The organism is Paraperibacillus marinus, assembly GCF_046237605.1.
GTDB classification, from domain to species: Bacteria; Bacillota; Bacilli; order Bacillales; family DSM-1321; genus Paraperibacillus; species Paraperibacillus marinus.
In genome coordinates, this window is sequence record NZ_CP143542.1 from 4,032,779 (window position 1) to 4,056,415 (window position 23,637).

Here is a 23,637-nt window from a genome sequence, read left to right on the forward strand (position 1 = left end):
GTTTCTCGTAACCGGCACAGCTCAATTCCTGCTCAAGCCGCTCTCTGTTTTCTATCCAGGTAATGAGGTAAATATCCTCATGTTCACGGGTGATAAATTGCCCATCCGCCCCGCAGCCAGAATGTTATTCCGATACCACCGATTTCTTCCAGTACCTTCAGCTGCTCCACGTTGTGAGTAAAAAATTTAGTCATAGAGCACCTCCATCAAAATAAATATTGATAACCACTTTCCCTTAGCTTACGATGAACTAGAAAACATTCCCAACCTAAAAGGAGAAACGAAGATGAGAATGATATGGGATGAGCATGAGGAAGATTATTTCAGGAAGCCGGACATCACAGACAGTGAACTGGAGAAAGCTGAAATGAAATTTGGGATAAAGCTGCCACAGGAATACAAGGATCTCCTTAAGATTCAGAATGGCGGAACCTTGAAATACACGGCGATTCCGACAAACTTTAAGACTTTGCATAGTGAAGAGAACATGGTGATAGTTGAGTTTCTATATGGAATAAAAGAGGATGAAGGCATCTATGACAGCGCCTATCTGCTTGAAGAATGGGGTATCACCGACTGGTGCACCGGAACTGATAAACTATTCATGATAAGCGGTGGCGGACATTGGTGGCTGGTCCTGGACTACAGGGAATCAGAAGAGCCGAAAATCGCCTACATTGATGTGGATGACGAGCGGATTGAGACGGTTGCTGATTCATTCAAGGAATTGGTGGAGAAATTGGAAGAAGAGCCGCATACCTTCTAGGTATATGGCTCTTTTTCTGTGGAGAAGGGGCGGATCTGCATGGATCATAAGGCTTTCTGCATCTAGATGTGAATATCATTTATCTTGCTGGCATTCCTGCCTGCGCCTTCTGCAGATACACGTAATTATGGCCCCCGTTTTTCAGGTCCTCCTGCAGATAATGCATCGTCCGCAGCAGCTTCATCCCGGTCAGACGGCTGCCGGTCTCAAAACGGATCTCCTCGCCTGTGCCTGCCATGAATTCAATGCGCTCGCTCCTGCACCCGTCAATCTCCAGCTCCAGCGTATGCGTTCCCGCCCTAACCTCAAGCTTCTTCGTCTCGCCATTCTTAATCTTGCCGGCCTCTTCCCCATCGAGGAAAATCCGGTAAGCCCTCATCTTATTCGCAAACTGAGAAGTCCTTGTAATCGTAACCGCAGCCTCGCTTGTATTTACCATGACAGCCTCCTAAGAATATGTATAAGTTAATTAGACTGAATTTTCGCATAACAATATGATAACCGTCTTATGGAAAATAAATCAAGTTTATACACCCGCCGTATTGGTAATAAAAATAATTAAGAATATAATGTTCTTAATAACGAACTTCAAGAAGGGGTGCTCTGATGCTTCTGGTTCTGGCGGTCTTAAATCTAATCGATGGAATCTGTACATACCTCGGAATTTCTTTCTTTCATTTAAAAGAAGGCAACCCGCTCATGGCCAGTCTCCTTGAGGTCCATCCCATCCTGTTTCTATCGCTCAAACTCCTCCTGTCGGCCGGCCTTGCCTGGCTTCATACCAAAAAACTCACCATCCTCGAGCACTCCGGCTTCCGGATCCTTATGTACACTGCCATCCTCCTGTATCTGTCGGTTACCTTTATGCATGGATTTTGGATTGCGGTGGTTTAATGGAAGGCGGCGCATTATGGCAGGTGGTTTGTTTGTGATCCAGATCAAATATTAAGGTTGGCGAGTAAATGTGCGACTTCGGCGAGTAAATATACCGTTTCGGATAGTAAAACTTTTTTTCGGCTAGTAAATCGGTGATTTCCGCGAGTAAATTTTTATTTCGGATAGTAAATGGTCCAAATCGGCGAGTAACGCCCACCTGGCAGCCCCTTCCCATCCCTTCCCATGCAAATTCATGGCAACCGAGGTAAAATTGAGACAATTCCTTGTGAAAATGGCTGTTTTTTTATTAAAAATCAAACAAATAAGGGCCATCGTGACTTTTGTCTCCAAACTCCAGATTGGACGGAACTATCAGGGCCAGCAAGCCGCATCCAGCTGGTATCCTTGAATAAAAACCAGTCAGACTGCAGCTTGAGGATAGCAGGTATATGTTCATTCGGAGTGTATATCAAAAAGCAAACGATCTCCGCCTTCAAACTATTTAAATATCCCCGCTCTTAACCCGGGTCAGCAAGAAGAAAATAACACATGAACCCATTAGTAAGAGACTCAGCTCAGCCCAATACGTATGATCCGAAAAACCGCTGAACATTTGTGTGTTCATTTCAGTAACCCAATAGGTCGGTATCCCTTTTGCGATTTTTTGCATAGTATCCGGCATAATGGATGCCGGCCACAACGTCCCGCCTAACATGGCAAGCGGCAAAGATACTACTGTTACAAGCAGGCGTCCAGTGGATGGTTTGGTGGTCCTGCTCACCAGCAATAATCCAAGTCCCGCTGAAATAATGTTTAACATTCCATAAGCGAGAAGCAGCGTAAGTATTTTACCTGTGGTTAATTCAAGGTCGATGTTGAAAACAGCGGTCATTAACAGCAGCATGAACGCAAATTGAGCGATACCGATAAAAGCAAACACCCCGACCGTCTGAACATAATAATTTAATCTGCTTTTAGTCGAGATTAAGATGCGCTGGGTGGTCGTGTGGAGCTTATCATGCAAAAACAAGATGGTATTTGTCATAGTCAAAAAGACCATGATGAACACAATCATATTGAAAGTACTTGTTAGAATGGCTGCATGGGGGCTGCCTGCTATCTGCTGTTTGATTCCTAATGATGCATGCGATTTCTTCATTTCTTTCATGTTGTCACGGAAGGAATCCACATCATCTGAATTTTTGGCAAGCGTTTGTATGGTGGAAAATATACTATTCAGCTTCACTTCCAGTGACTTTGAATTGAAGTTTCTTTCCCTTGCGTATTGAGTGATTTGAATATCATTAGGATGTTGATATACAGCATGTAAGCTTTGGTCCATAACGATTCCCAGATTGTCATTCGATTCCAAGGACTCTTTTTGATTTATCACTTCCGTAACGATCACTTTTTGTTTCCTTAAGAATTCTGATACATAATCTTTAATGACTGGATCCTTTATATACATGGTCAGCGTCACTTTTGCTGCTTCTTTATATTGCTGAAGCACCATGCCGGTAAACATGACTGGCAGCAAAATGAGGAGCAAGAACGTCATCCTTCTCTTAAGTATTCGCTTCAAATAGAAATTAAAGACTTGCATTTCCCCTGCCCCCTTGCTGTGTTAATAACATGACAGACATCCCGGCCATACAGACTGCCGCCGCCAAGGCGATATAAACAGGGGTAAGATAGATGACACCCTGCTGGATATAATCAAATAACGGGACCTGGAATAGTTCATTGATACTTAAATGTTTGAGCGGCCCCATATCCACTTTAATGAATCCGCCTCCCATAAATGTCATGACTGGTATCAGAATGGAGACAATCGAATCCAACTGTTTAAAGCTGCGGCTGCATACGCCCAGAACTAATCCAAGTGAATTGAAGAATAAAGAGCCTATTACAATGATTAAGAAAACGACTGCAAGATGATCACCATAACTTACCCCGAAGAAACATTTTGCACAGAACACGAGCAAGATGCCCTGTATCATGGAAATCGTAATGCCAGTAAGCAGCTGGGCTAAAATGAGATGCAATTTTGATACCGGAGCAACCATATGTCTGTCTCCCAGTGCTTCATCGTATTCTTCACGGATAAAGCTCATAGTGTTTGAGATTCCATAAACAAGGATCAACACGAGCATCGTGACGCCATAATAACTTAACGCGGAAATACGATCCGCTTTCTTTCCGCTATGTAATATTTCTCCGTTTTTCAGGAGATTACTATATACATGCCCGGCTTGAGGTGGTTTTTCCCCTTTGCTTATTTTGTCCATAACCAGGTACCCATCCTCAAATGCCGAGAGAGTCAGCTCAGTAACCTTCATTTTATCAATGTTATGGTCCTTGCCGTAAACAGTGATGCTGCTTTCTTTACTTTCTGAGTAAACCTTGCTTAAATCTTTTGGCATATAGATGAGCTGCTCGTATTGATTATTCTTGATGAGCTTTTTTGCTTTACTTAAATCATTCTCCATTTTGATATCCATCATTTTATTATTTTCGTCAGAAGTTAAAAATTTGAGAACATCTTTCCCTATCCTGCCGCTGTCTTTATTCACAACAAGGGTCTTCACTTTTGTGACATTTTCCGGTTTGGACGTATCACTGTCTTCAAAAACAAGCGAAAGGGCATTGCCCAAAATGACAATCAGCAATAAGGGCAACAGCAGATAGTTAACGAACACCAATGGATTTTTCAGTTTCCGCTTCATAGTAGAGAGAAATATAGTAGTCATATCTAGTTTCTCAAATTCTTCTGGGTCAAATTGAAAAACACATGTTCCAAATTAGGCGGAAGGTAGCGAAAACTCTTTATCTCAGGCCCAAAGTCCTCCTGGATGGACGTCATGATTTCCAAGTCATTTTTAGGAACACGCAGCCCTATCGTATGGCTTTCAGCAGAAAGCACCTCATAATTCACAAGCTGTTTCGAGTAGTCTTCACTCTTTCCTTGTAGTTCGAGCTCTATCAATGCCTGGTCAGCGTATTGCAGAATGATCTCGTTAAGAGTCCCTTCACATAATAGTCTTCCATTATCCATGATTCCTACATGTGTACAGATTCTCTCGACTTCCTCCATATAATGAGAAATGTAGATGATTGTGATTCCCGTGCTATTCAACTCTACTATCGCGTCCAGGATATGATTCCGCGATTGCGGATCCACCCCCACAGTTGGTTCATCAAAGATAATGACTTCCGGTTTATGAACGATTCCGCAGGCAATATTCAATCTCCTTTTCATCCCCCCTGAAAATTTCTTTGGTTTCTGCTTTCGCTCCTCCCACAGTCCAACAAATCGAAGGGAATGTTCCACTTGCTTCTTCAAATCTTCTCCTCTCAGGCCATAAAGTTTTCCAAAATACAGGACATTTTCATAGGCAGATAGATCATATATCAGCGCAAGATCCTGTGGGATATAACCAATGCGCTTCTTGGTTTCAAGATTCAAATTTTCATTGAACCACTTTAGCTCGCCGCTCTGCAGGATATCCAGTCCAAGCATCACTCTTGTCAAAGTGGACTTGCCAGCACCATTCGGCCCCAATAACCCATAAATCTGCTGTTTCCCGATAGAAAATGTTAAGTCCTTTAAAACGGGTTTCTTTTTGTTGTAACTAAAATTGATGGAATCCCCTGTAAATACAGTTTGCATCGAATTCACTCCCATTCGTTCTGTTCCCCTTTGCTTCTTCCCATTTCAGTTAATCATCAAGCCGTAAGTACATCTTTTCAAGAACTATAGCACATCTGAAAATTCCTGGGTTTTCCAGCATGCACCCCATAATTCTCATAAATTGGCACCATCTTTTTGCAGCTTTGATTTATCCCTTTTCACTATTCTTTTGGGAATATTTCCAGAATTAGTACTCTGTAATTGGACAGTCCTTATTTACATTCCAATAATTGAGATCAGCCTTTTATACAGAAAGTCTTGAATATTTATACTTTTTCGAACAATATAATCTTAATAGGTTATTTAAGAGGAGCGGTTTACTTGATTGAAGACAACCTGAGTAATTTAGGGGAATCGATATACAATATAAGAGTAAAATTGAATATTAGCCAAAAAGAACTTGCAGATGGAATTTGCAGCCAATCTCAAATCAGTAAAATCGAAAGCGGTATGATCAGCCCCTATGTGCATACGCTAATTAAAATTTCAAAAAAACTTGGAATAAACCCTGCCTTCTTCTTGAACCAAATATATAAAGATCAATTCGAGTTTGTTGATCATTCAAAGAAATTGGTAAGGGAAGCTATCCATCATAAGGAGTATAAAGAAGTAAAAAGATTGCTTAAATCGCTGGATAGGCATCCTAGTTTTAAGGATATAGAGGAAAAACAGTTCATCATGTGGCATCAAGGAATCATAACCTACTATCTCGATAAGGACTTCCACAAATCGATTGACCTTTTATCCAATGCCTCCAAAATGAAAGAATCATTTCGCCATTCAGAACAAGATATCCAAGTCTTAAATAGTTTGGCCATTATATATTCAGAAGAAAAACAAGTGGAAAAAGCAAAAGAAAATTTTGAGTTAGCCCTAAAAACCTATAAAAATTCTTTACTGGTTACAGATACATCCATTTATATTAGAATCTGTTACAATTCAAGTAAATTTCTCTTTAGTTTAAACAAGTACTCCGACGCATTAACCTATTGTGATAGAGGAATTGAACATTGCAAACAATTTCATTCTACTTTCTTATTAGGCGAACTTTTATATCAAAAGGGAAGCACCCTTATCAAATTGAACGATAAAGAAAACGGAATAAAATTCCTTGAACAAGCTTGTGTGCTTTTTCAAGTACTTGATAGAAGCGATTATCTCAACATAGTCCAAGCAGAGTTAGATGAAATAAAATATCCGTAAACTTCATTAAAGCTGACTGTGCCCTGCAGCCAGAACGGCTGGTAATGCCCGCCTTTGCAAGTAAATGGATGGGTTCCGCAAGTAAACTAGTCACTTTCACAAGTAAATTCCATTTCCCGCAAGTAAACCAGCCTCCTCCGCAAGTAAATTTCATTTTCCGCAACTAAGCGGACAATGTTTGCAAGTAAACGCTAAAAAGGCCAGCCCACCGCCCCGTCAGACAGGGCAGTAGCTGTGCCTTTTAACAAAAATGAGTGACTTAGGGCTCAAAAGTAAGAAAAACTGATTAAAATCCACTTATTTCGGCTCCGATCCAGCCAAAAAGCCAATCAAACTCCAATTCACCCCGCACGCTGCACGGCACCCTCCGCCTCTACCGCGTCAATCAGCCCATCCAGCTGCAGGGACAGGGCATTCAAGGCCGCAGAGACGTTTTCCACATTCTCAATGGCGGCGAGCTGCTCGCCGGCGGATTGGAAGATGCTGCCAGAGCTGATTTTCGCCATTTGGGCGATTTCGGTGACGGTCACAACAGACTGCGCCATCTGCCGGGATTGGGCGACAATCCGTTTCGCGGCTGCGACCACATCCTTCAGCTGGTCATTCACAACAACTGTAGACTCGGAAATCTTCTGGAACACGGCCTCCGTCTCTGAGGCGATTTCCACTCCGCCTTCGACTTCCTTCTTTCCGTGCGCCATTGCTTTTTTGACGGCTTCTGTTTCCTGCTGCATTTCACGGATGATGGCGGCGATGTCTTTCGCTGAGCTTGCAGTCTGGCTGGCGAGCTTACGTACTTCGTCTGCCACTACGGCAAAGCCTTTGCCGGCCTCGCCTGCCCGTGCCGACTCGATCGCCGCATTGAGCGCGAGGAGATTTGTCTGATCGGCTACGGCGGAAATCACGGCGGTCACTTTATTGATTTCCTGGGAGCGCTCGCTGAATGAGCCGAACGCCTCGCCCATATAATCGACCGACTCTGTGATTCTGCCAATCTGGCGGATCGTCTTTTGGATGTACTCCTGACCCCTGTCAGCTTCCATGGTGGTCTGCTGGGAACTTTCCGCCACAAGGCTTGAGCTCATTGCAATCTGATTGATCCCTGCCTGCATTTCAAGCAAAAGGTCATGACTCTCCTGCACAGAGGACAGCTGTCTGTCAGAGCCGGCTGCCATCTCCTGAATGGCATGGGTGATATTTTTGCTCACAAAGGAAGATTCCCTCGAGCCTGACTCCAGCGCCTGCACATTCTCAAGCACCCGCTTGGATGTATGCTTGATATTATCCATAATGGTCCCGATCATCCTTTTATGGGAAGCATTCTCCTCCTCAAGCTTCAGCGTGTCTGTCTGTTTTTTATAAATCTGGACAATGGTGAACGCACTCGTGAGGATCAAGAAGATCGCGTGGATGAGCAGCAGCGAAAAACTGTAATCATCCGTGCCGCAGATGAGCTGCGGAAACAGGAAGTACCCAGCCATATGCTGGACGGCAAAGATCGCGGTGCTGAGTATGATCAGCCCAATGGAATCATAGTAAGTCAGAATGGCCAGCACCATGAAGATTGAGAAATGATACTCCACCAGCCCGTCTCCGCCGGCAACGATGGATATGCTGGAAAAAGTGAGCGAAAGGGTCACAAAAATAGAAGAAAGACGTTCCTCTTTCTTACGGTAACAAAATAAAGCAAGAGCGCCGAAAAGGATAGGAAGCGCCAGGATCACATTCAAGACGATCGGCAGCCCGCTGCCGGCAGCCGAAGTTTTATATAGGGATATGTATGAATCCAAAAAGCCCAGATTTCTATGTAAAACATGTGCCAAAACCGAAAGAAAAATCACCAGAGCCATAATCCAGAGCATCAATACATTATTCTTACTGTTCATTCGTATATACCTCACGTAAATTTATTAAACTGCTAAATTGCTTACCAGGTATATATATCCAGTATAAAAGACCCATAAACCCCTTTTCTGTAAAATATTTCACCAAGCCTGCTGGCCATTCTGGTAAAATTTAATCAAACGTTTGATTGGAGTTTTTATTTAAATGAAGATAAAAGTACTACTGGTCATCGCCTGGAGCCTGATCCTGCTGACACACACCCTGACGAATGACCTCGGGGAGCTCCTCCGGAACCGATCGGTATACTTCTCACTCGATCCAAATCCCAATTTCCGCTCCTTTTTTTATCTCACAGACATCGCCCTTATCCACCAGTTCTTTATCATAGTGAAGCTCGGCCATTTTTTCGGCTTTGCCGTGCTGGACTTCCTGCTCTTTAACCTGACACGCAGCCACAGAAAATCAATACTTCTCTCGCTATCCATGGCCATCCTCACCGAAGTGCTTCAGCTGTTCTTTGGCCGGGACGGGCGGCTTTACGATATTGTCATAGATGGAATGGGCATTCTGCTCGTTTATTGGTGGCTTCGGAAGGTTCAAAGGTAAAACGGTATTTCATTTTAATAGAAAAGTGGGGATGAAATTGATACTGCACACAGAAATTCTCGGGAATGGGGAGCCCCTCCTCTTTCTTCATACCGGGCTGCAGAGAGGAATGACAGATTTCCAGTTCCAGAGGGAGTATTTTAAGGATCGATACCAGATCATTCTTCCCGACCTCCGGGGTCACGGACAATCAGTCCATGATGATTTCTCTGCCTTTTTTGAGGACTCAGCACAGGATCTATCAGAAACACTCAGCCATTTAGGAGTAGATTCAGCACACATCGCTGGTTGTTCATTAGGAGCTTTGGCAGGACTTTTCTTTGCAAAAAGATTTCCTTCCAAAGTAAAAAGCTTAACTCTTTCAGGTATCTTATCCGAGCAGCCGGATAACTGGCTGGACATGCAAAAGGAAGATATCGCACATCAAGCCCAATTATTAAAAAACGAGGAAGCCATCCGTTACTTTGATGCCCTGCACAAATCAGACTGGCGTCAGTTCCTGGAGCTGGCAAAAAATGATGATTGGTATCCATTTGAGGTGACCAAAGATCTCGAGGGCATCACATCCCCTGTTCTCATTATGGTTGGCGAGGGAAATAAAGCAGAAACCAAAGGAACACTCTTTTACCCTTCCATAAAAGAAGATGTTCACGTTTCGATCATTCCCTTTGCCTCACACCTGGTGCATTCCCAGCAGCCAGAAATTTACACAAAAATATTGGAAGCTTTTCTAAATAAGGTACACAGCTAAGATATTGCAAAGCTTACAACCAGGGGTGAAAAACTTTGAAGAACTTCAGTTTAAACATGACATGGCCGCAGCTCCTCTTAACAGCATTCCTGAGCGCAACAATCAACACCGCAGCAGACTTCTACATTCACTGGGAAAATCGTATATGGGCCGGAATTTTTTATTTTGTGATTTTTATAGCCTGTGCCATCATCTCTCAACTATTGATTAAAAATGAGGAGTAATAAGTATGTATTCCTGGGGAATGGAAAACTTTCTTTTTTGGTACTGGGTTTTTATATTTTGGCTGTTATTGCTGGTGTCCGTTATTTTGTCTTTCACAGCATGGAAGATAAAATCGTGGAAATGGTCGCTGGCTGGTTTAATCGTCTTCCTGCCAAATGTGCTGGCATTATTCATAACAGAATTAGAAAAGGTTATGTATTTATTTTTCATATGGTTTTTCTTGCAGGGTTATTTGACTCTTAGATTGAAAAACAGGGCGGTCGGTTAACACCGCCTCTTCACCGAGCAGCCATACTGAAAAAAATTCTTAGGAGGCCGGCCCATGCTCATTCCTTCCCTTATTTTAACTGCATTCGGAATTCTTATTATGATAATAGGAACCCTCATCATCCGCAAAGGCAAAACATCCTTCATCGCCGGAAATCATGAGATGTTTGTCCCGAAAAACGAAAAGAAATTGGCAGCGCAGATCGGATGGGTCGTCATCGCTTTTGGACTCGAGGCGATTCTGTTTCCCATTGCGTTTCAGATCAGTGACATAGTGGTGGGCTGGCACTTTGCCGTTCTGGCTGGGATGAATGTGCTGGTTGTCCTCTTCTTCATGCTGATTGATCAACTCTCCCAGATTAAATAATTTCCAACTCTCCATTCTCAAAAGTAGCCCCTGGGGTATAACTCCCCCACGGAAAAATAAACGTCCAGGGCATGCTCACTCCTGATGGAATAACCAAAGGCAGTGTGAAAGCATCCTCACCCAACGCTGCTCCCTCGACACTATAACGTAATTTCACCCCATCAAAGCGAAACGCTGCGTCTGTGAAGTTGTGTACCAGCACCGTCACGAGGAGCGCCTCTCTATGATTAATGGCTTCCCGAACAGGTGAAAACAGGATGACGGAGCGTTGCAGGTGCTTTGTTTCATTAAAGATCCGCTCAATATTTTTCCGGTCCACCCCCGCTATCGCTTTATCCCATGATGCTTCAAATTGTAATTGCTGCATACCTCACACTCCCTCTCTATTTCAGTTGGACATATATTTAACGACGGTATCCTGCGCCAGCAAAAACAGCAGCCAGCCGATCAGCCCTAGGCCGAATGAGATTACCAGGTGAATGGAATGCTTGAGAGCGATTCCTATGATCAAAAGCATCACCGCTGTGGCCGGAATCCCCCAGGCGACACCGAGTGCAAATCGGCTCAGCGTTTCCTTCTGCTCTCCCTGGACAAACAGCCAAAAGATACTGAGCATGCTGACGATAGGCAGAGCCGCAATAATGCCGCCCTGCTGCGGAAATCTCCGGGCAATCTCGGTTATCACGCCAATGATAACGGCCGAGGCGAGAATTTTAATGATCGGAAACATCTTTTGCCTTCTCCCTCAAAAGTGTAAACGCCTGGAGGATCAGCTCCCGCTCCCCGGGACTCATTTTTTCAAACAGGAGCTCCAGCTTCTCCTCATCCAAACTGGAATGCCGGTGCAGCACACCGCTCCCAAGATCCGTAAGCTTTAACACAACCTGCCGCTCATCCTCGTGGGAGCGCGTTTTCATCACATACTTCTTTTCAATCAAACGTTTGATGTGTTCAGAAGCCGTATTGTGCGAAACCCCGATCGCCTGTGCGACTTCCTTGATTCCGACCGCTATCTCCTTCTGAATCACCTGCAGGATCCTCACAGCCTGGTGAGTGATTTTTTCCTGCTGGTTATAACGCAATTGGTAGTATATATCGGTCCAGAGCTGATTTAGTTCTATGATTTCTTTCATTTGGGACTCCTCTGTATCGTTGTTTAAGAATATATCTTATATTACGATATATAAGAAATAAATAGCAACCATTCTTTCTCCGGATCATAAAAAAAGAATGCCAGCCAGGCATTCTTCAAAGTTTAGGACCATTTTTCTTCTTCATTTTCAATCCACTCATTTTTCTTTAAATCATAAGACATGTAATCATCATGAAAAACAAAATACGATGGTACCTTCAAGGAATGGCCCCCTGCTTCTTCCCAGCATTGTCTAAACCAGTCTGTAAAAACTTGGTGCTCCTGTGACTCCAGCTCCCTTCATGTTGATCATAAAACTCCGAAAATTCGTCTGACTGACTGTCCTTTAACTGATAATACTCGATATTTGAAAGTACCTCTTCACTGCCGGCAAAAACCGTTTTGTCACTTCCGCTGTAAATAACTTCATTGGCCTCTCTATCCACTGAAAACATTATTATGGATAACTCGAACCTGGTAGGTTCAATGAACGCATTGAAATCCAATAAATCTATATCAGCAGGGAAGTTGTATGAAAAAACATTTTTGAGAGTACTCACCAGCAAATCAGTTTTTTTCTCCAGATTAGCTTTTATAGAACTCAGATATTGATCGACGGTAAACATAATAAAAACCTCCAACGGGAAAATAACTCGAAATTTCCTTAGTTTTCTACCAGAATAAAGCATTTTTCATATATTTCAATCGTTTCCATTTGTAAATCATTTAAATTAACCTTTAACTCCACTTCGCGTTCTTCCTTTTCTTCTCCGTCCCAACAGATGTAAATCTCACAAATATCACCTTTTGGAAGTAATTCTTTTAGTGAATGACAAATATGGAGAAAAGTTTTTCTGGATTTTTCATAGTTATGTGGTGAATGAGCCTTGTTATAGTCCGTCAATTCCCAAATAGGATTTGCTTGTAAAATCTCATAGATATAAGGCGTCGTAAAATGCTTTTGTTTAACTATGCCACGATGTTCTTCATCGGGGCAGACATAGTAAACTTCAAATTCATTTTCTACAACATCTTCACTTGGCTTTATGGGGAAATTAAAGCCCACATAGGTGATCATACTCATTTCTTCAGACTCCCTAACGTTTAGTACTTACATTGAATAGTTGAATACGCATTAATATTGACAACTTCAGACATCTTCTTAAATAAGAACCAGGCAAGCTAGGTAATTATAATGATATTTAGACTTAAATAAATCCACGCCCATCAAATTCCCAATCAAAATACTTCACTAAGTTTTGCACACTCTTCTCCCAGTCAGACCCGGTGCATTTAAAGAGAATTTCAGTTATTTTTGCTTCTACCAGATCAAAGCTGTAATCCCTGACAATGAGATGCTTATGTGTCACCCAGTCTGAGCTGGTTTTTTTTCGTTTTCTTAAGCCTTCAGGCGAAGCAACGAAAACATAAAAAATATCGGATGCCTCATCGTTTACATACCCAACATTAAACTCCAGCAAATAATAGATCTCTTCTGCATCGCGCGGCACCCACTTCCACACTTCATTAATATCTGATGAGTAAACGTCCTTGATTTCAAGCATTGTCATTCCCCCCCGCCCTTTCTTAAATTCAAATAGACTGAAACTGCAATCATAAATAATTGGAAGTTATAGGAATAAGCTGTGTTATATTAAGTGATAAGGGGCTTTTCTAATGATAAAAATGAAATTCAGACCGTGTATAGACCTTCAATAGTGACAAATTTTATTTGCAGGGTGATAAGTCGATGATAGGAATAAGTATAGCAACGAAGTGGGAATATGAAGCGACACTTAAATACTTCAATATAAAAGATTACGAACGTTTCGATTATCCTTATGGTGAGTATTTCATGCGAACCATTAATGATACTGAACTTATTTTTTATAGTACCGGTGTAAGAAAAGTAAATGGTGTTGGCGGTAATCAGTATATGATTTCTAAATTTAATTTAACGAAAGTAATCGTTTCTGGAACATGTGCAGGAATAGATGATAAGTTCAGTGTTTTGGATATTTTCGTACCCGATAAAGCCGTTCAATATGATTGCACGGTAAAAGAAATTGAGCCATTTATTAAACAATCCTTCATAGTCGATATTGACCTATCGAAATATGGAAATGATTTTTATACCGGAACAATTGGCACCGCTGATAAAGCAGTAGTGATGTGGAAGGATTATTTAGAACTTAAAGAAAATAAAATCATAATAGCCGATACAGAATCGGGTGCCATTGCTTATATCTGCAGGAAGAATGATGTTGAGTGCATTATTATAAAAGGGATATCTGATTTTCCAACAGAAGAAAGTAACTCTGATTCATTCGAATCGAACACAGATCAAATTAATATTTATATAGAAAACACACCCAAAGTTATGAACAAAATATTTGGCGAATATTTAAGTAGATTTATATAAATAAATGTAAAGTTAGACCATTTGGGATTTTTATGATTCTAAAAGGGGACAGATATATATGATTGAGAAAATCTCATAATATGGATAGCGTTTTACGTAAGGTAGCTAATTTGATTAAGAGCAAGGATGAAAAAACACTAAAGGGAGCTAATCTTCAATAAGACCATAAAACAAAAAGACGCAGCAAACAAGATTTTGTATGCTGCGCGTACGTTCATATGGTAGCCGGCACTCTGCCGCTTTGTTTGTCGATGAACCCTTTCCGCCATCCAGCAATTTCCTCGGCCTTCATCGGCTTGGCAAAGTAATAGCCCTGGATGACGGATTGGGAAGAAAGTGAATGCAGGTAATCGTATTGATTTTCGGTCTCTACGCCCTCAATGACGGTTTCAATGTCCAGGGAGTGGCAGAGCGAGATAATGGCGGAGATGATGGCTGAATCCTTGTTGCAGCCAGGCACTCCATCGACGAATGATTTGTCGATCTTCAGGGTAGAGATCGGCAGGCGCTTCAGATAAGAAAGCGATGAAACGCCTGTGCCGAAGTCATCGAGAGCAACGGAATAGCCGTTTTTCCGGAATTCACCGACGGCCCGGATGGCGTTTTCGATGTCACTGATAACAGACGTTTCGGTGATCTCGAGCTCAATGTTCTCCGGCTGGATGCCGTAGGACCGGACCAAGTTATTGAGCGTATCCAGAAGCCGGGCCGAGGTGATGTACGTTCCGGGTATATTGATGCCCACCTGGATGACCGGCCTGCCTTCCCGCTTCCAGGCGACAATCTGTTCACAGACCATCTTGATGATCCAGTCAGTCAGGGCTACCATTTTACCCGAGCGCTCCAGCACCGGAATGAAAAGGGCCGGCGACAGGAATCCGTGCTCGGGATGATTCCAGCGGATCAGCGCTTCTAGTCCTTTGACTTCCTTCGTGGCCGCACAGATTTTCGGCTGGTAGACAAGATAGAGCTCATGCTCCTCCATCGCCCGCTCGATATCTGAAATCAGCTGCTGCTCCAGATTATACGTATGGACACCCGGATCATATTGGATCACCTGGTTCTTGTACGTAATCGAGGAATGATGAAGCACAGCCAAGGCGTTAGCAAACAGCTCTTCCCCGCTCTCCTTGTTTTTCCTCGAGGAGTAGGAAATGACTGTATCAATCAAGAGTTCATGACCCTGGATGATCAGGGGCTGGCTGACGGCGGCTGAAAAGGATTCCAGTGCTTCTTTCACTTCCTGCTCTCTTCCTACAACAGCAAAGCGGTTTCCCTGGATGCGGTACACTCCGGCACCCGCCGTCTTTTTCCCCGCTAGCATCCCGCCGACAGCTGCCAGGAGATAATCGCCCAGCCGGTAGCCGTAGCTTAGATTCCATTTATCAAGATTATGAATATGAACAAGGCCGACCATGCTGCTCGCATGGCTCTTTAATGCCCGTTCAAACTGCCTGCGGTTTGGCAGCTGTGTAAGCAGGTCAAAGGAATTCATCCGGAATTCCACATACTTGTCAATGATTCCGGACAAACCTGATAGAAGCAGCAGCATGATTGTCCCAATCGCCACTGCGGTGACAAGCACCGTGTTATCCATCCGGTGGACCATATGGATCATATGCGATTTTTCGGGACTGATGAAAAAGGTGACCGAGGCCATGCCGGTATAATGCATGCTCGAGATGCCGAGCCCCATGATGACGGCCGTAATGGATTTGATCAGGCCATTGCCCATTAAGTGCTTCATGGACGAAAAGATATAGAGGGCGATGAAGCTCACCACCATAGCAATCACGATGGAGAGCGCGAAGCTGAACGGCTTGTAGGCATAGCGGATCTCCATCTTCATCGCCGCCATTCCGATATAATGCATGGCGGAAATTCCCGTGCCCATGATTACACCGGACAGGATAAACAACGGAAGGCTGCGCTTCGCCTCATTCGCGATATAAAAAGCGAGGATGGAAGCAATCATCGCCGGTATGATCGAAAGCACCGTAAGCGTCAGATCATAGCTCATCTCCACCGGCAGCATAAACGCGCCCATGCCGATGAAATGCATCGACCAAATGCCGAACCCCATCGCCGCAGACGCCAGCAGCAGCCAGAAAAACCGGTGGAAAAAGCTGTTCTGCTGGATCCGGTCGTTCATAGAAAGTGCCGTGTACGACGCACAGCACGCCAAAATCACAGACAGCGCCACAATCGTAGGGGAATACTCCCCATTCAGGATAGTTACAGATTCAGGAACAGTAAACATAAAAACTCCTCACGATACAAAAGGTTATACTGTTATATCGGCTGCTTACCGCCGCTTTACATCTGATTTTAATCAAACGTTTGATTAAATTGTGACGGAGTCCTGTGGCAGGGGTGCCGTTTGGATGCGGTGGGTCTGCTGAGAGGATGCCGTTCGCAAGTAAATGGTCATTTTTCGCTAGTAAATCTTGATTTCCGCAAGTAAGCTGTCCGTTTCCGCAAGTAACGCCCCTCCGACAGCCTCTCCAGAGCATCCTCACCCCAAAGAATTACCGCACCAGCAGCAATTTCACCCGTCCAGCCTTCCAATCTATTAAAATTGAACTCCATTTAATCAAAAAATGCTTCCATGTGATGCTTTTCATCCTCGGTACAGCTTCGCCCGCTTGAGTGCCGCTGGATACGCGTGGATGCCGTTCGCAAGTAAATGGTCATTTTTCGCAAGTAAATCTTGATTTCCGCAAGTAAATTTCGATTCCCGCAAGTAAACCCGCGACTCCCGCAAGTAAATCGTGATTTGCGCAAGTAAGCTGTCCGTTTCCGCAAGTAACGCCACGCCGACAGCCTCTCCAGGGCATCCTCACCCCGCAGAATTACCGCACCAGCAGCCAATTCACCCGTCCAGCCTTCCAATCTATTAAAATTGAGTCCCATTTGTTCAAAAAACAGCTGCAGATTAGCATTTTATTCACTGATATCTTCCCCGGATCCTGCTCCCCCGTTATAATCTGGCCCTTTATTAAATTATCCCAATACAAACGGATAGTTAATCGAAAACCAGCCACCACCCCAGCTAACAAAAAAGCACCGCATTCCAGACAAAAAGCCTGCATGCGGTGCATAACATCAGGGCGAACCTCCCCAAAAACAGATTGGCCCTTTATTCAACTATAGTACACTACAGCAAAAAGCCGACAAACCAATGAAAGCTGGCACTGATAAAAAGGGATTGGCCGATACCAAACAGCAGCCCTGTGATGAACCGGAGCGCATTGGTGCTTTCCCGCCATTTCCACCGCTGTGTAAATCCATCTATTAATAGCGGGCACATGAGGAGGAAGCAGAGCCAAAATGGGGAATGAACAGGAAGAATGAGTATGAGCGGAAGAAATAAGTACCCGATCAGCATGGCTGAACATCTTGCACAGAGGGGCATCGGCTTTCCTTTGATATGGAGGCAGCGGGAAGGCATGCGGTGACATGGAACTAGAGTCAATAATTCTTTCATTCTAGTGGGTACAATCTGGTGTGCAGTCCAGTTTGTCGCAATCAACCGCTCGGAACAGGCCGATACTCGTACAATCGCAGTCCAAATACTCATCACACGATGAGTCTTTCTTTCGCCGCTTGGAATGATAATGCCGGTACATCACAATCATGAGGACAATCCCCATCCCCGTCATCACAGAACCGCCCACATACTCCCCCTTCACCAGAAGGTATATTCCTGTAATCAAAAAAACCAGGATTGCTGTAATTCCTGCAAAAAACATCTCCCATCCCCCTCATAAACCGAACATTCTTCTAACTTCACTTTTCAATGTAGCATATAGGGATTCAATGCCCAAACAAATTTTTGAGACAAATCAGTAAAAGCGCAGCATCCAATATCAACCAGACCGCCTCACCCCACAAAAAAAGCGCCGCACCCAGGCCAAAACCCTGCATACAGCGCCTTACGTTTCAATTATAGCTTCAACGGAATCTCCTTAACCCCTCTCACAATCATCCCCGGCCGCCATTCCAGTTCTTCCTTCGCCACATCGAGCTTCATGTCCGGGAAGCGGTTGAGGATGGAGCTGATGGCGATTTCGCCTTCGAGTCTGGCGAGCGGTGCACCGAGGCAGAGGTGGATGCCTGTGCCGAAGGCGAGATGCTGGCTTGTTTCGCGGGTGATGTCAAACACATCTGGGTCGCTGAATTTCTCGCCGTCATGATTGGCGGAGTTGAGGGCGACGATGACGAGGTCGCCTTTTTTCAGCTGCTGTCCCTTGAACTCAAAGTCCTCACCGGCCCATCTGGAGGTACTGAATTCGACCGGCCCGTTATAGCGCAGCGCTTCTTCAACCGTCTTCTGGATGAGCTCGGGATTCTCCCTTAGCATCTCCTTTTGATCTGGATGCTCGAGCAGGGCAAGCACAGCATTGCCGATCAGGTTGACGGTCGTTTCATGGCCGGCTATGATGAGCAGCGATACCAGGCCGTACAGCTCGCGCTCTGTCAGCTTATCGCCCTCCTCCTCGGCAATGATCAGCTTGCTGATCATATCATCGCCAAGATTTTCCCGCGTTCTTGCAACCCAATTTCTGAGGTATTCCACAAACTCATTCATATGCTGATAGATTTCATTCGCATGCTCGCCGTTTGAGCCCTCGATCAGCGAGTTGGACCAGATCCGGAACTTATCACGGTCAGCTGCCGGAACTCCAAGCATCTCGCAGATTACGATGATCGGAAGCGGGAAAGCGAAGTCATCGATCAGATTCATTTTTTCTTTTCCGGCCGCAGCATCAAGCAGATCATCCGTAATTTCCTGGATGCGTCCTCTCATTTTTGCAATCATCTGCGGTGTGAAAGCCTTTTGGGCAAGACCACGGAGACGCTTATGATCGGGCGGATCCGAGAACAGCATATTTTCTGTAAAAATGCTCTCATGACCCATATTGCCGCCATACAGTTTTGCAAAATCTTTTATGAACCGGGAATCCTTCAAAACTTCCACAGCATCATGATATCTAGTCACCATCCAGCCTGACTGCCCGTCCGGAAACATCGTCCGGTACAGGGGCTCCGTTTCCCTGAGCTCCGAGTAAAGCGGGTATGGATTGCGGGTAAATTCCTTTGTAAACAGCGCATCTTTAGGGTTCAAAATGGAAATCTCCTTTCAGAATGTTCAGGTAACTTCACTCTAGCACATTTGGATAAAATGCCCTAATCCCAGGCGTCTGAATCAACGGAAACAGGTATTTAGCTTCATTAACCATTTCTAAAAAAATGTTACCAATCCTGCTGAAATCTGGTATTCTAGTAAAATGAATGACATTTTCTTTAAAGCATGGGGGATAAGATGAGATCAGAGAAAAAGAAAAAGAAGAAATGGCCCAAGGTATTTGGGATTATTGTCCTGCTGCTGGTGGTTGCCGGAGGCGCCTATCTCTTCTCGGTCTACAAGTCACTTACGTCTGCAGTTGATACGATGCACCAGCCAATAGATCGAAAAGTTTCCGATAAACGCGGAAAAGCCGTTACCCTTGATAAGAAAGAGCCTTTTTCCGTACTGCTACTCGGCGTGGACGAACGGAAGAATGACCGCGGCCGCTCTGACTCATTGATTGTGCTCTCCGTGAATCCAAATAAAAATTCGGTCCAGATGCTGAGCATCCCGCGCGACACGCGGACAGAGATCGTCGGCAAGGGAACACAGGATAAAATCAACCATGCCTATGCCTTCGGCGGCGTAGAAATGGCCATGAATACCGTGGAAAACTTCCTCGATATCCCGATTGATTATTTTGTGCAGATTAATATGGAAGGCTTTAAGGATATCGTGGATTCCGTGGGCGGAATCACCGTCAACAATGACCTCGATTTCACCTATGAAGGCGTCCACTTCCCGAAAGGAAGCGTCAACCTTGATGGAGCTAAAGCATTGAAATATTCACGCATGCGGTACGAAGATCCGCGCGGAGACTTCGGCCGCCAGCAGCGTCAGCGCCAGATCATCCAGGGAGTCATCCAGGAGGGCGCCAGCCTATCATCCTTGACAGGCTACAGCGACATCTTTAAGGCACTTGGAAACAATGTAAGAACGAACCTCACATTTGACCAGATGATGGACATCCAGAAGAACTACCGTGGCGTCCAGAATAACATCGAACAAAATCAGGTCAACGGTTCCGGAACCAAGATCGATAAAATCTATTATTATATCGTTCCAGAAGAAGAGCGGGCACGCCTGCAGGCTCACTTGAAGGAGCATCTGGAAATATAACAAGAAGAGGCATCACCCGCCGCGGGTGATGCCTTCTTTCATTCTATCAATTTAATAAAATCCTCCAGGCTATCCCCAGGCTCAACGGCCACCCGGGGAATCAGCAGCTTCTTCATATTCGGATGAACCCGTCCCTCTTCAGAATTGAAGGCCATCTTAACGTTCAGTTCCTTCAGGGCCTGAACAGAGTCGTCATTGAATCCTCCGTATGGATAGGCAAACATCGGCCGCTCAAGCTTCAGGTTTTGCAGGCTGATGGCAATGTCTTCTTTTATTTCCGCTTTGGATTTTGCCTGCAGATAGGGAGTTCCATCCCCGGTCAATTGATGGAAGTCATAGGTGTGGCTTTGGAATTCAAATACATCACAGCTTTTTTCAATTACATCCGGGTTCATGTATTGCACTTCACCTTTTTGATAGGGACTTGTATCCGATAAATAACTCGTGATGAGAAAATTGACTGCCGTCAAATGATGCTTTTTCAGAATCGGATAGGCTTCATGATAATTATCACGGAAGCCGTCATCAAAGGTGATTAACACACTCTTCTCCGGAACGGTCATCCTGTTTTCCACAAAGAGCTGGAATTCCTCGGTCGTAAGCGTCGTGTAGCCGTGTTGGTCGAGATAGCGCATCTGCTGTTCGAATTGGGATTTCAAAACAATGGTAGAATGCAGCTTCCCATTCTCGGTGTAATGCTTGCTGTTGACGGCCTTATCGTCGATAATGCGGTGATACAGGAGGACGGTAACCTCCTTCGCCCCTTTCCCTTCTGGTATCCCGAAGCTTCTGACCCCGCCGGCCCACTTCTGGCAGAAGCGGATGTCAAGGTTGTAATTCTTAGGCAGGGACTGCTTCTTTGGAACGATGGCCTCTACCAGCACATCGGAAAAGGCAGAAATGAGGAAGACAAAGGTCAGTGCAAACAGCAGCGTATAAACGGCATTGAAAAAATATCGCTTCATAGTTCACCCCACAAGAGCTAGATTGCTTTTTCCCTTGATATGTTCAATTCGTCACCAAAGGTCTGATAGACTTTGCCGATTCGCTCAGGCGACCGCCAGCCTTCCTTGTTTTTGAAGTACAGAATGGTGCCGACTGTGACAAAAAAGATTCCGAGCAGGCGGTAGCTGATGATCTCAAGCGGGATGAAGATGGCAATCTTCACATAATCCGACCGGCCGTAATTCACGCCGTACCGCCTGCAGATGACGATGGCCGCAAAGCTCTGATAAGCAAGCAGCACCGTAATGAGCAGAAGTGCCATGGCAAACAGCAGGGACTTTTTATATAAAAGGAACAGTGGAATCAAGAGCGACGGGAAGGCATTCAGCGTCCCAAGAATGAATGAGTCCAGGATGAGAAAGGTCGATACGGAAAAACCGAGTTTCGTGAAGAAGGCCTTTTTATAGTTGAAGACGCAGTCAATGAATCCCTTCTGCCAGCGGAACCGCTGTCCGCACAGACTTTTGAAGGTAGCCGGACATTCGGTGTAGCAGACGGCCGCCGCTACAAACAGCATCTTATAGCCCTTGTATTTCTTTTTTATCAGCTCCTGCATCCGGAGCGTGATATCCATATCCTCTCCCACCGTCTTCCGGTAACCTTTCGCTTCATACAGCGCCTGCTTCCGGAAAGCGCCGAAGGCCCCGGCGATAACAGAGATGGACCGCAGCTTCGCCTGGGTAGTCTTATGAAGATAGAAATTGGTCAGATACTGAAGGATCTGATAGCGGATCAGCCAGGGGACGCCGAAGATCGGGGTCGGCTTCCGGAAGTCGCCGCGGAAGCCCTGGGTGATCTGGACCATTCCGCCGGCAGCCAGCACCTTTTCATCCTTGAAAGCCCTGTTCATCTCCTTCAGGGAATTCGGATCCAGCACACTGTCGGCATCAAGTGTGATGACAATGTCATGCTGCGCATAGTCTCCCCCGGCATTAAGCGCATCCGCCTTCCCCCCGTTCAGCTTATTGATCACATAAATGGAAGGAAATTTTGCAGATTGATAGACTCCCTTCACGGCCGCATAGCTTAAACAATGGGCAGGCTTTCTGTCAATCAGCATCAATTTCAGGCTTTCATCCAGCACTTCCAGGGTCCGGTCATTGGAGCCGTCATTGATAAAGATTGTCTCACAGTTTGAGTATGAGACATTCACGACTCCCTGAAGACAGTTTAAAATGATGGCTTCCTCGTTATAGGCTGGAACGAGCACGGTAATCCCCGCCTCCTCATCTCCCTCGGCAGGCGGCGCACCTTTCACCGAGAACAAGGGAATAAAGATATAGAGAAGCTGAAAGGTAATAAACAGAACAAACAAGGCAGCGGTTATCACAAAGAACATCACACGTCTCCTTCCGTCCTCTGGTAGACTCTTATATAATCAATCAGGTAGGACACCGGGAAGATGGTACTTCCATCAGGTTTCCCCGGCCAATTGCCGCCCACCGCCGTATTCGCATACAAGTACATCTTTTCCCTCGGGATATCCCCTTTGATTCTGAACCGCTCGATGCCGTCGATGGCCCAGACCAGCTCCTCCGGCGTCCATTCCAGGCTGTATGTATGGAAATCCTTTGTAAAATCATTCTCTTTATAGGATGCAGCCCTCGTAATCTTGCCGTCCCGTTCCTCGCGGTGAAAGACCATCCAGATTTCATGGGGCTTCTGGCCGAGCATCTCCACGATATCAATCTCCGGAAGCCAGGCATCCCTTTTATCCGGCATCATCCAGAACGCCGGGAAAATTCCCTGCCCTCCTGGCAGCTTGGCCCTCATTTCCACCCGGCCATATTGAAAGCTGAAGGTTCCCTTCGTATGTACGGCTCCTGACGTATAGGCCCTGCCCTTATAGGACTCCCTCCTGCTGACAATGTTCAGGGCACCGTCCTGTACAGATACATTGTGGGGAAGGTAATATTGAAGCTCCTTATTCTTATCTGCCTTCCAATCCTCCGGAATCCATTTATCCAAATCCAGGGCGTCCCCATTGAATTCATCATTCCAGATCATTTTCCAGCCATGCGGAGCCATCACCCATTCCTCTTCCTGGGGCTTGAGTCCGCTTCCGGAATCAGGTCTGCTGTCTTCCGAACCATGAGCCTCACCCTTCAAATTCTTGCTGAATAAAAACTGGACATCGGGCAGTTCTGCCCCCGCCAAAAGCCCTATAATCAAGACAGGCGCACACCACCAGGCATACCGAAGCAGCCTTCCCTTTCTCTTCCGCATGAATT

General features: G+C 45.0%; 25 protein-coding genes. 8 read left to right on the forward strand and 17 right to left on the reverse strand.

Annotation, left to right across the window (positions count from 1 at the left end):
• The first annotated feature begins 286 nt into the window (after positions 1 to 286).
• Positions 287 to 766: an SMI1/KNR4 family protein gene (locus tag V1498_RS20345; protein ID WP_409295854.1), complete on the forward strand. Its 480-nt coding sequence runs from the start codon at positions 287 to 289 to the stop codon at positions 764 to 766.
• A 79-nt stretch (positions 767 to 845) separates the two neighbouring features.
• Here V1498_RS20345 and V1498_RS20350 read toward each other — a convergent pair whose 3' ends face one another.
• Complete coding sequence (locus V1498_RS20350) at positions 846 to 1,205, reverse strand: hypothetical protein (RefSeq protein WP_409295856.1); 360 nt, start codon at positions 1,203 to 1,205, stop codon at positions 846 to 848.
• A gap of 167 nt (positions 1,206 to 1,372) precedes the next feature.
• Here V1498_RS20350 and V1498_RS20355 point away from each other — a divergent pair, with 167 nt between their 5' ends.
• Positions 1,373 to 1,660, forward strand: coding sequence for a DUF5658 family protein (locus V1498_RS20355; RefSeq protein ID WP_409295857.1), 288 nt, complete (start codon positions 1,373 to 1,375; stop codon positions 1,658 to 1,660).
• Positions 1,661 to 2,144: 484 nt separating this feature from the next.
• On the opposite strand, the gene V1498_RS20360 is transcribed toward V1498_RS20355, so the two are convergent.
• The 3 genes from V1498_RS20360 to V1498_RS20370 are packed head-to-tail and all read right to left on the reverse strand — an operon-like array spanning position 2,145 to position 5,312.
• The gene (locus V1498_RS20360) at positions 2,145 to 3,245 is read right to left on the reverse strand and encodes an ABC transporter permease (protein WP_409295859.1); all 1,101 of its coding nucleotides are present in this window, start codon (positions 3,243 to 3,245) and stop codon (positions 2,145 to 2,147) included.
• Positions 3,232 to 4,392 (reverse strand): ABC transporter permease, encoded by a 1,161-nt coding sequence (locus V1498_RS20365; protein ID WP_409295861.1) that lies wholly within the window; start codon positions 4,390 to 4,392, stop codon positions 3,232 to 3,234. Before V1498_RS20365 ends, V1498_RS20360 begins: the two co-directional genes overlap by 14 nt.
• A 2-nt stretch (positions 4,393 to 4,394) precedes the next feature.
• Entirely contained in the window at positions 4,395 to 5,312 is a 918-nt protein-coding gene (locus V1498_RS20370) for an ABC transporter ATP-binding protein (protein WP_409295862.1), read from the reverse strand.
• A gap of 342 nt (positions 5,313 to 5,654) precedes the next feature.
• On the opposite strand from V1498_RS20370, the gene V1498_RS20375 reads away from it, so the two are divergent.
• Positions 5,655 to 6,536, forward strand: coding sequence for a helix-turn-helix domain-containing protein (locus V1498_RS20375; protein WP_409295864.1), 882 nt, complete (start codon positions 5,655 to 5,657; stop codon positions 6,534 to 6,536).
• A gap of 341 nt (positions 6,537 to 6,877) precedes the next feature.
• Here V1498_RS20375 and V1498_RS20380 read toward each other — a convergent pair whose 3' ends face one another.
• Positions 6,878 to 8,422, reverse strand: a complete 1,545-nt coding sequence (locus tag V1498_RS20380; protein WP_409295866.1) for a methyl-accepting chemotaxis protein — start codon at positions 8,420 to 8,422, stop codon at positions 6,878 to 6,880.
• A gap of 163 nt (positions 8,423 to 8,585) precedes the next feature.
• Here V1498_RS20380 and V1498_RS20385 point away from each other — a divergent pair, with 163 nt between their 5' ends.
• The 3 genes from V1498_RS20385 (at position 8,586) to V1498_RS20395 (ending at position 10,597) form a co-directional block, all read left to right on the forward strand.
• The gene (locus V1498_RS20385; protein WP_409295868.1) at positions 8,586 to 8,987 is read left to right on the forward strand and encodes a VanZ family protein; all 402 of its coding nucleotides are present in this window, start codon (positions 8,586 to 8,588) and stop codon (positions 8,985 to 8,987) included.
• A gap of 31 nt (positions 8,988 to 9,018) precedes the next feature.
• A complete protein-coding gene (locus V1498_RS20390) occupies positions 9,019 to 9,738 on the forward strand; it encodes an alpha/beta fold hydrolase (RefSeq protein ID WP_409295869.1) in 720 nt (239 codons plus the stop codon).
• 547 nt (positions 9,739 to 10,285) lie between these two features.
• Complete coding sequence (locus tag V1498_RS20395) at positions 10,286 to 10,597, forward strand: hypothetical protein (protein WP_409295871.1); 312 nt, start codon at positions 10,286 to 10,288, stop codon at positions 10,595 to 10,597.
• On the opposite strand, the gene V1498_RS20400 is transcribed toward V1498_RS20395, so the two are convergent.
• The 6 genes from V1498_RS20400 to V1498_RS20425 all read right to left on the reverse strand — a co-directional run bounded on the left by V1498_RS20400 (position 10,590) and on the right by V1498_RS20425 (position 13,294).
• Complete coding sequence (locus V1498_RS20400) at positions 10,590 to 10,964, reverse strand: SLAP domain-containing protein (protein ID WP_409295873.1); 375 nt, start codon at positions 10,962 to 10,964, stop codon at positions 10,590 to 10,592. The two genes, V1498_RS20395 and V1498_RS20400, sit on opposite strands and share 8 nt — an antisense overlap.
• A gap of 21 nt (positions 10,965 to 10,985) precedes the next feature.
• The gene (locus tag V1498_RS20405; protein ID WP_409295875.1) at positions 10,986 to 11,327 is read right to left on the reverse strand and encodes a DUF3147 family protein; all 342 of its coding nucleotides are present in this window, start codon (positions 11,325 to 11,327) and stop codon (positions 10,986 to 10,988) included.
• Positions 11,311 to 11,730, reverse strand: coding sequence for a MarR family winged helix-turn-helix transcriptional regulator (locus V1498_RS20410; RefSeq protein WP_409295877.1), 420 nt, complete (start codon positions 11,728 to 11,730; stop codon positions 11,311 to 11,313). The genes V1498_RS20405 and V1498_RS20410 overlap by 17 nt, the downstream gene beginning before the upstream one ends.
• Positions 11,731 to 11,947: 217 nt before the next feature.
• The gene (locus tag V1498_RS20415; protein WP_409295878.1) at positions 11,948 to 12,355 is read right to left on the reverse strand and encodes a hypothetical protein; all 408 of its coding nucleotides are present in this window, start codon (positions 12,353 to 12,355) and stop codon (positions 11,948 to 11,950) included.
• Positions 12,356 to 12,393: 38 nt separating this feature from the next.
• Positions 12,394 to 12,813 (reverse strand): hypothetical protein, encoded by a 420-nt coding sequence (locus V1498_RS20420; protein ID WP_409295879.1) that lies wholly within the window; start codon positions 12,811 to 12,813, stop codon positions 12,394 to 12,396.
• A gap of 124 nt (positions 12,814 to 12,937) precedes the next feature.
• On the reverse strand, positions 12,938 to 13,294 hold the full coding sequence (locus tag V1498_RS20425) for an Imm8 family immunity protein (protein ID WP_409295881.1): 357 nt from the start codon (positions 13,292 to 13,294) through the stop codon (positions 12,938 to 12,940).
• A 185-nt stretch (positions 13,295 to 13,479) separates the two neighbouring features.
• Here V1498_RS20425 and V1498_RS20430 point away from each other — a divergent pair, with 185 nt between their 5' ends.
• The gene (locus V1498_RS20430) at positions 13,480 to 14,151 is read left to right on the forward strand and encodes a permease (protein WP_409295883.1); all 672 of its coding nucleotides are present in this window, start codon (positions 13,480 to 13,482) and stop codon (positions 14,149 to 14,151) included.
• Between the two features lie 214 nt (positions 14,152 to 14,365).
• Here the strand turns inward: V1498_RS20430 and V1498_RS20435 are convergent, their stop codons facing one another.
• The 3 genes from V1498_RS20435 to V1498_RS20445 all read right to left on the reverse strand — a co-directional run bounded on the left by V1498_RS20435 (position 14,366) and on the right by V1498_RS20445 (position 19,279).
• Positions 14,366 to 16,411, reverse strand: coding sequence for an EAL domain-containing protein (locus V1498_RS20435; RefSeq protein WP_409295884.1), 2,046 nt, complete (start codon positions 16,409 to 16,411; stop codon positions 14,366 to 14,368).
• A gap of 897 nt (positions 16,412 to 17,308) precedes the next feature.
• The gene (locus tag V1498_RS20440; protein ID WP_409299393.1) at positions 17,309 to 17,731 is read right to left on the reverse strand and encodes a DUF2085 domain-containing protein; all 423 of its coding nucleotides are present in this window, start codon (positions 17,729 to 17,731) and stop codon (positions 17,309 to 17,311) included.
• 366 nt (positions 17,732 to 18,097) lie between these two features.
• Positions 18,098 to 19,279, reverse strand: a complete 1,182-nt coding sequence (locus tag V1498_RS20445; protein ID WP_409295886.1) for a cytochrome P450 family protein — start codon at positions 19,277 to 19,279, stop codon at positions 18,098 to 18,100.
• Between the two features lie 198 nt (positions 19,280 to 19,477).
• On the opposite strand from V1498_RS20445, the gene V1498_RS20450 reads away from it, so the two are divergent.
• Positions 19,478 to 20,401, forward strand: coding sequence for a LytR family transcriptional regulator (locus tag V1498_RS20450; protein WP_409295888.1), 924 nt, complete (start codon positions 19,478 to 19,480; stop codon positions 20,399 to 20,401).
• A gap of 38 nt (positions 20,402 to 20,439) precedes the next feature.
• Here V1498_RS20450 and V1498_RS20455 read toward each other — a convergent pair whose 3' ends face one another.
• The 3 genes from V1498_RS20455 to V1498_RS20465 are packed head-to-tail and all read right to left on the reverse strand — an operon-like array spanning position 20,440 to position 23,632.
• Positions 20,440 to 21,366 (reverse strand): polysaccharide deacetylase family protein, encoded by a 927-nt coding sequence (locus tag V1498_RS20455; protein WP_409295889.1) that lies wholly within the window; start codon positions 21,364 to 21,366, stop codon positions 20,440 to 20,442.
• A gap of 17 nt (positions 21,367 to 21,383) precedes the next feature.
• On the reverse strand, positions 21,384 to 22,745 hold the full coding sequence (locus V1498_RS20460) for a glycosyltransferase (protein WP_409295891.1): 1,362 nt from the start codon (positions 22,743 to 22,745) through the stop codon (positions 21,384 to 21,386).
• Positions 22,745 to 23,632 (reverse strand): family 16 glycosylhydrolase, encoded by an 888-nt coding sequence (locus tag V1498_RS20465; protein WP_409295893.1) that lies wholly within the window; start codon positions 23,630 to 23,632, stop codon positions 22,745 to 22,747. The genes V1498_RS20460 and V1498_RS20465 overlap by 1 nt, the downstream gene beginning before the upstream one ends.
• Positions 23,633 to 23,637: the final 5 nt, after the last annotated feature.

Excerpts from the sequence above, each read along its gene's own strand:
- V1498_RS20345 (WP_409295854.1), top strand. The coding sequence starts at position 287 with ATGAGAATGATATGGGATGAGCATGAGGAAGATTATTTCAGGAAGCCG.
- V1498_RS20350 (WP_409295856.1), bottom strand. The coding sequence starts at position 1,205 with ATGGTAAATACAAGCGAGGCTGCGGTTACGATTACAAGGACTTCTCAG.
- V1498_RS20355 (WP_409295857.1), top strand. The coding sequence starts at position 1,373 with ATGCTTCTGGTTCTGGCGGTCTTAAATCTAATCGATGGAATCTGTACA.
- V1498_RS20360 (WP_409295859.1), bottom strand. The coding sequence starts at position 3,245 with ATGCAAGTCTTTAATTTCTATTTGAAGCGAATACTTAAGAGAAGGATG.
- V1498_RS20365 (WP_409295861.1), bottom strand. The coding sequence starts at position 4,392 with ATGACTACTATATTTCTCTCTACTATGAAGCGGAAACTGAAAAATCCA.
- V1498_RS20370 (WP_409295862.1), bottom strand. The coding sequence starts at position 5,312 with ATGCAAACTGTATTTACAGGGGATTCCATCAATTTTAGTTACAACAAA.
- V1498_RS20380 (WP_409295866.1), bottom strand. The coding sequence starts at position 8,422 with ATGAACAGTAAGAATAATGTATTGATGCTCTGGATTATGGCTCTGGTG.
- V1498_RS20385 (WP_409295868.1), top strand. The coding sequence starts at position 8,586 with ATGAAGATAAAAGTACTACTGGTCATCGCCTGGAGCCTGATCCTGCTG.
- V1498_RS20390 (WP_409295869.1), top strand. The coding sequence starts at position 9,019 with ATGAAATTGATACTGCACACAGAAATTCTCGGGAATGGGGAGCCCCTC.
- V1498_RS20395 (WP_409295871.1), top strand. The coding sequence starts at position 10,286 with ATGCTCATTCCTTCCCTTATTTTAACTGCATTCGGAATTCTTATTATG.
- V1498_RS20400 (WP_409295873.1), bottom strand. The coding sequence starts at position 10,964 with ATGCAGCAATTACAATTTGAAGCATCATGGGATAAAGCGATAGCGGGG.
- V1498_RS20405 (WP_409295875.1), bottom strand. The coding sequence starts at position 11,327 with ATGTTTCCGATCATTAAAATTCTCGCCTCGGCCGTTATCATTGGCGTG.
- V1498_RS20410 (WP_409295877.1), bottom strand. The coding sequence starts at position 11,730 with ATGAAAGAAATCATAGAACTAAATCAGCTCTGGACCGATATATACTAC.
- V1498_RS20415 (WP_409295878.1), bottom strand. The coding sequence starts at position 12,355 with ATGTTTACCGTCGATCAATATCTGAGTTCTATAAAAGCTAATCTGGAG.
- V1498_RS20420 (WP_409295879.1), bottom strand. The coding sequence starts at position 12,813 with ATGAGTATGATCACCTATGTGGGCTTTAATTTCCCCATAAAGCCAAGT.
- V1498_RS20425 (WP_409295881.1), bottom strand. The coding sequence starts at position 13,294 with ATGCTTGAAATCAAGGACGTTTACTCATCAGATATTAATGAAGTGTGG.
- V1498_RS20430 (WP_409295883.1), top strand. The coding sequence starts at position 13,480 with ATGATAGGAATAAGTATAGCAACGAAGTGGGAATATGAAGCGACACTT.
- V1498_RS20435 (WP_409295884.1), bottom strand. The coding sequence starts at position 16,411 with ATGTTTACTGTTCCTGAATCTGTAACTATCCTGAATGGGGAGTATTCC.
- V1498_RS20440 (WP_409299393.1), bottom strand. The coding sequence starts at position 17,731 with ATGAGTATTTGGACTGCGATTGTACGAGTATCGGCCTGTTCCGAGCGG.
- V1498_RS20450 (WP_409295888.1), top strand. The coding sequence starts at position 19,478 with ATGAGATCAGAGAAAAAGAAAAAGAAGAAATGGCCCAAGGTATTTGGG.
- V1498_RS20455 (WP_409295889.1), bottom strand. The coding sequence starts at position 21,366 with ATGAAGCGATATTTTTTCAATGCCGTTTATACGCTGCTGTTTGCACTG.
- V1498_RS20460 (WP_409295891.1), bottom strand. The coding sequence starts at position 22,745 with ATGTTCTTTGTGATAACCGCTGCCTTGTTTGTTCTGTTTATTACCTTT.
- V1498_RS20465 (WP_409295893.1), bottom strand. The coding sequence starts at position 23,632 with ATGCGGAAGAGAAAGGGAAGGCTGCTTCGGTATGCCTGGTGGTGTGCG.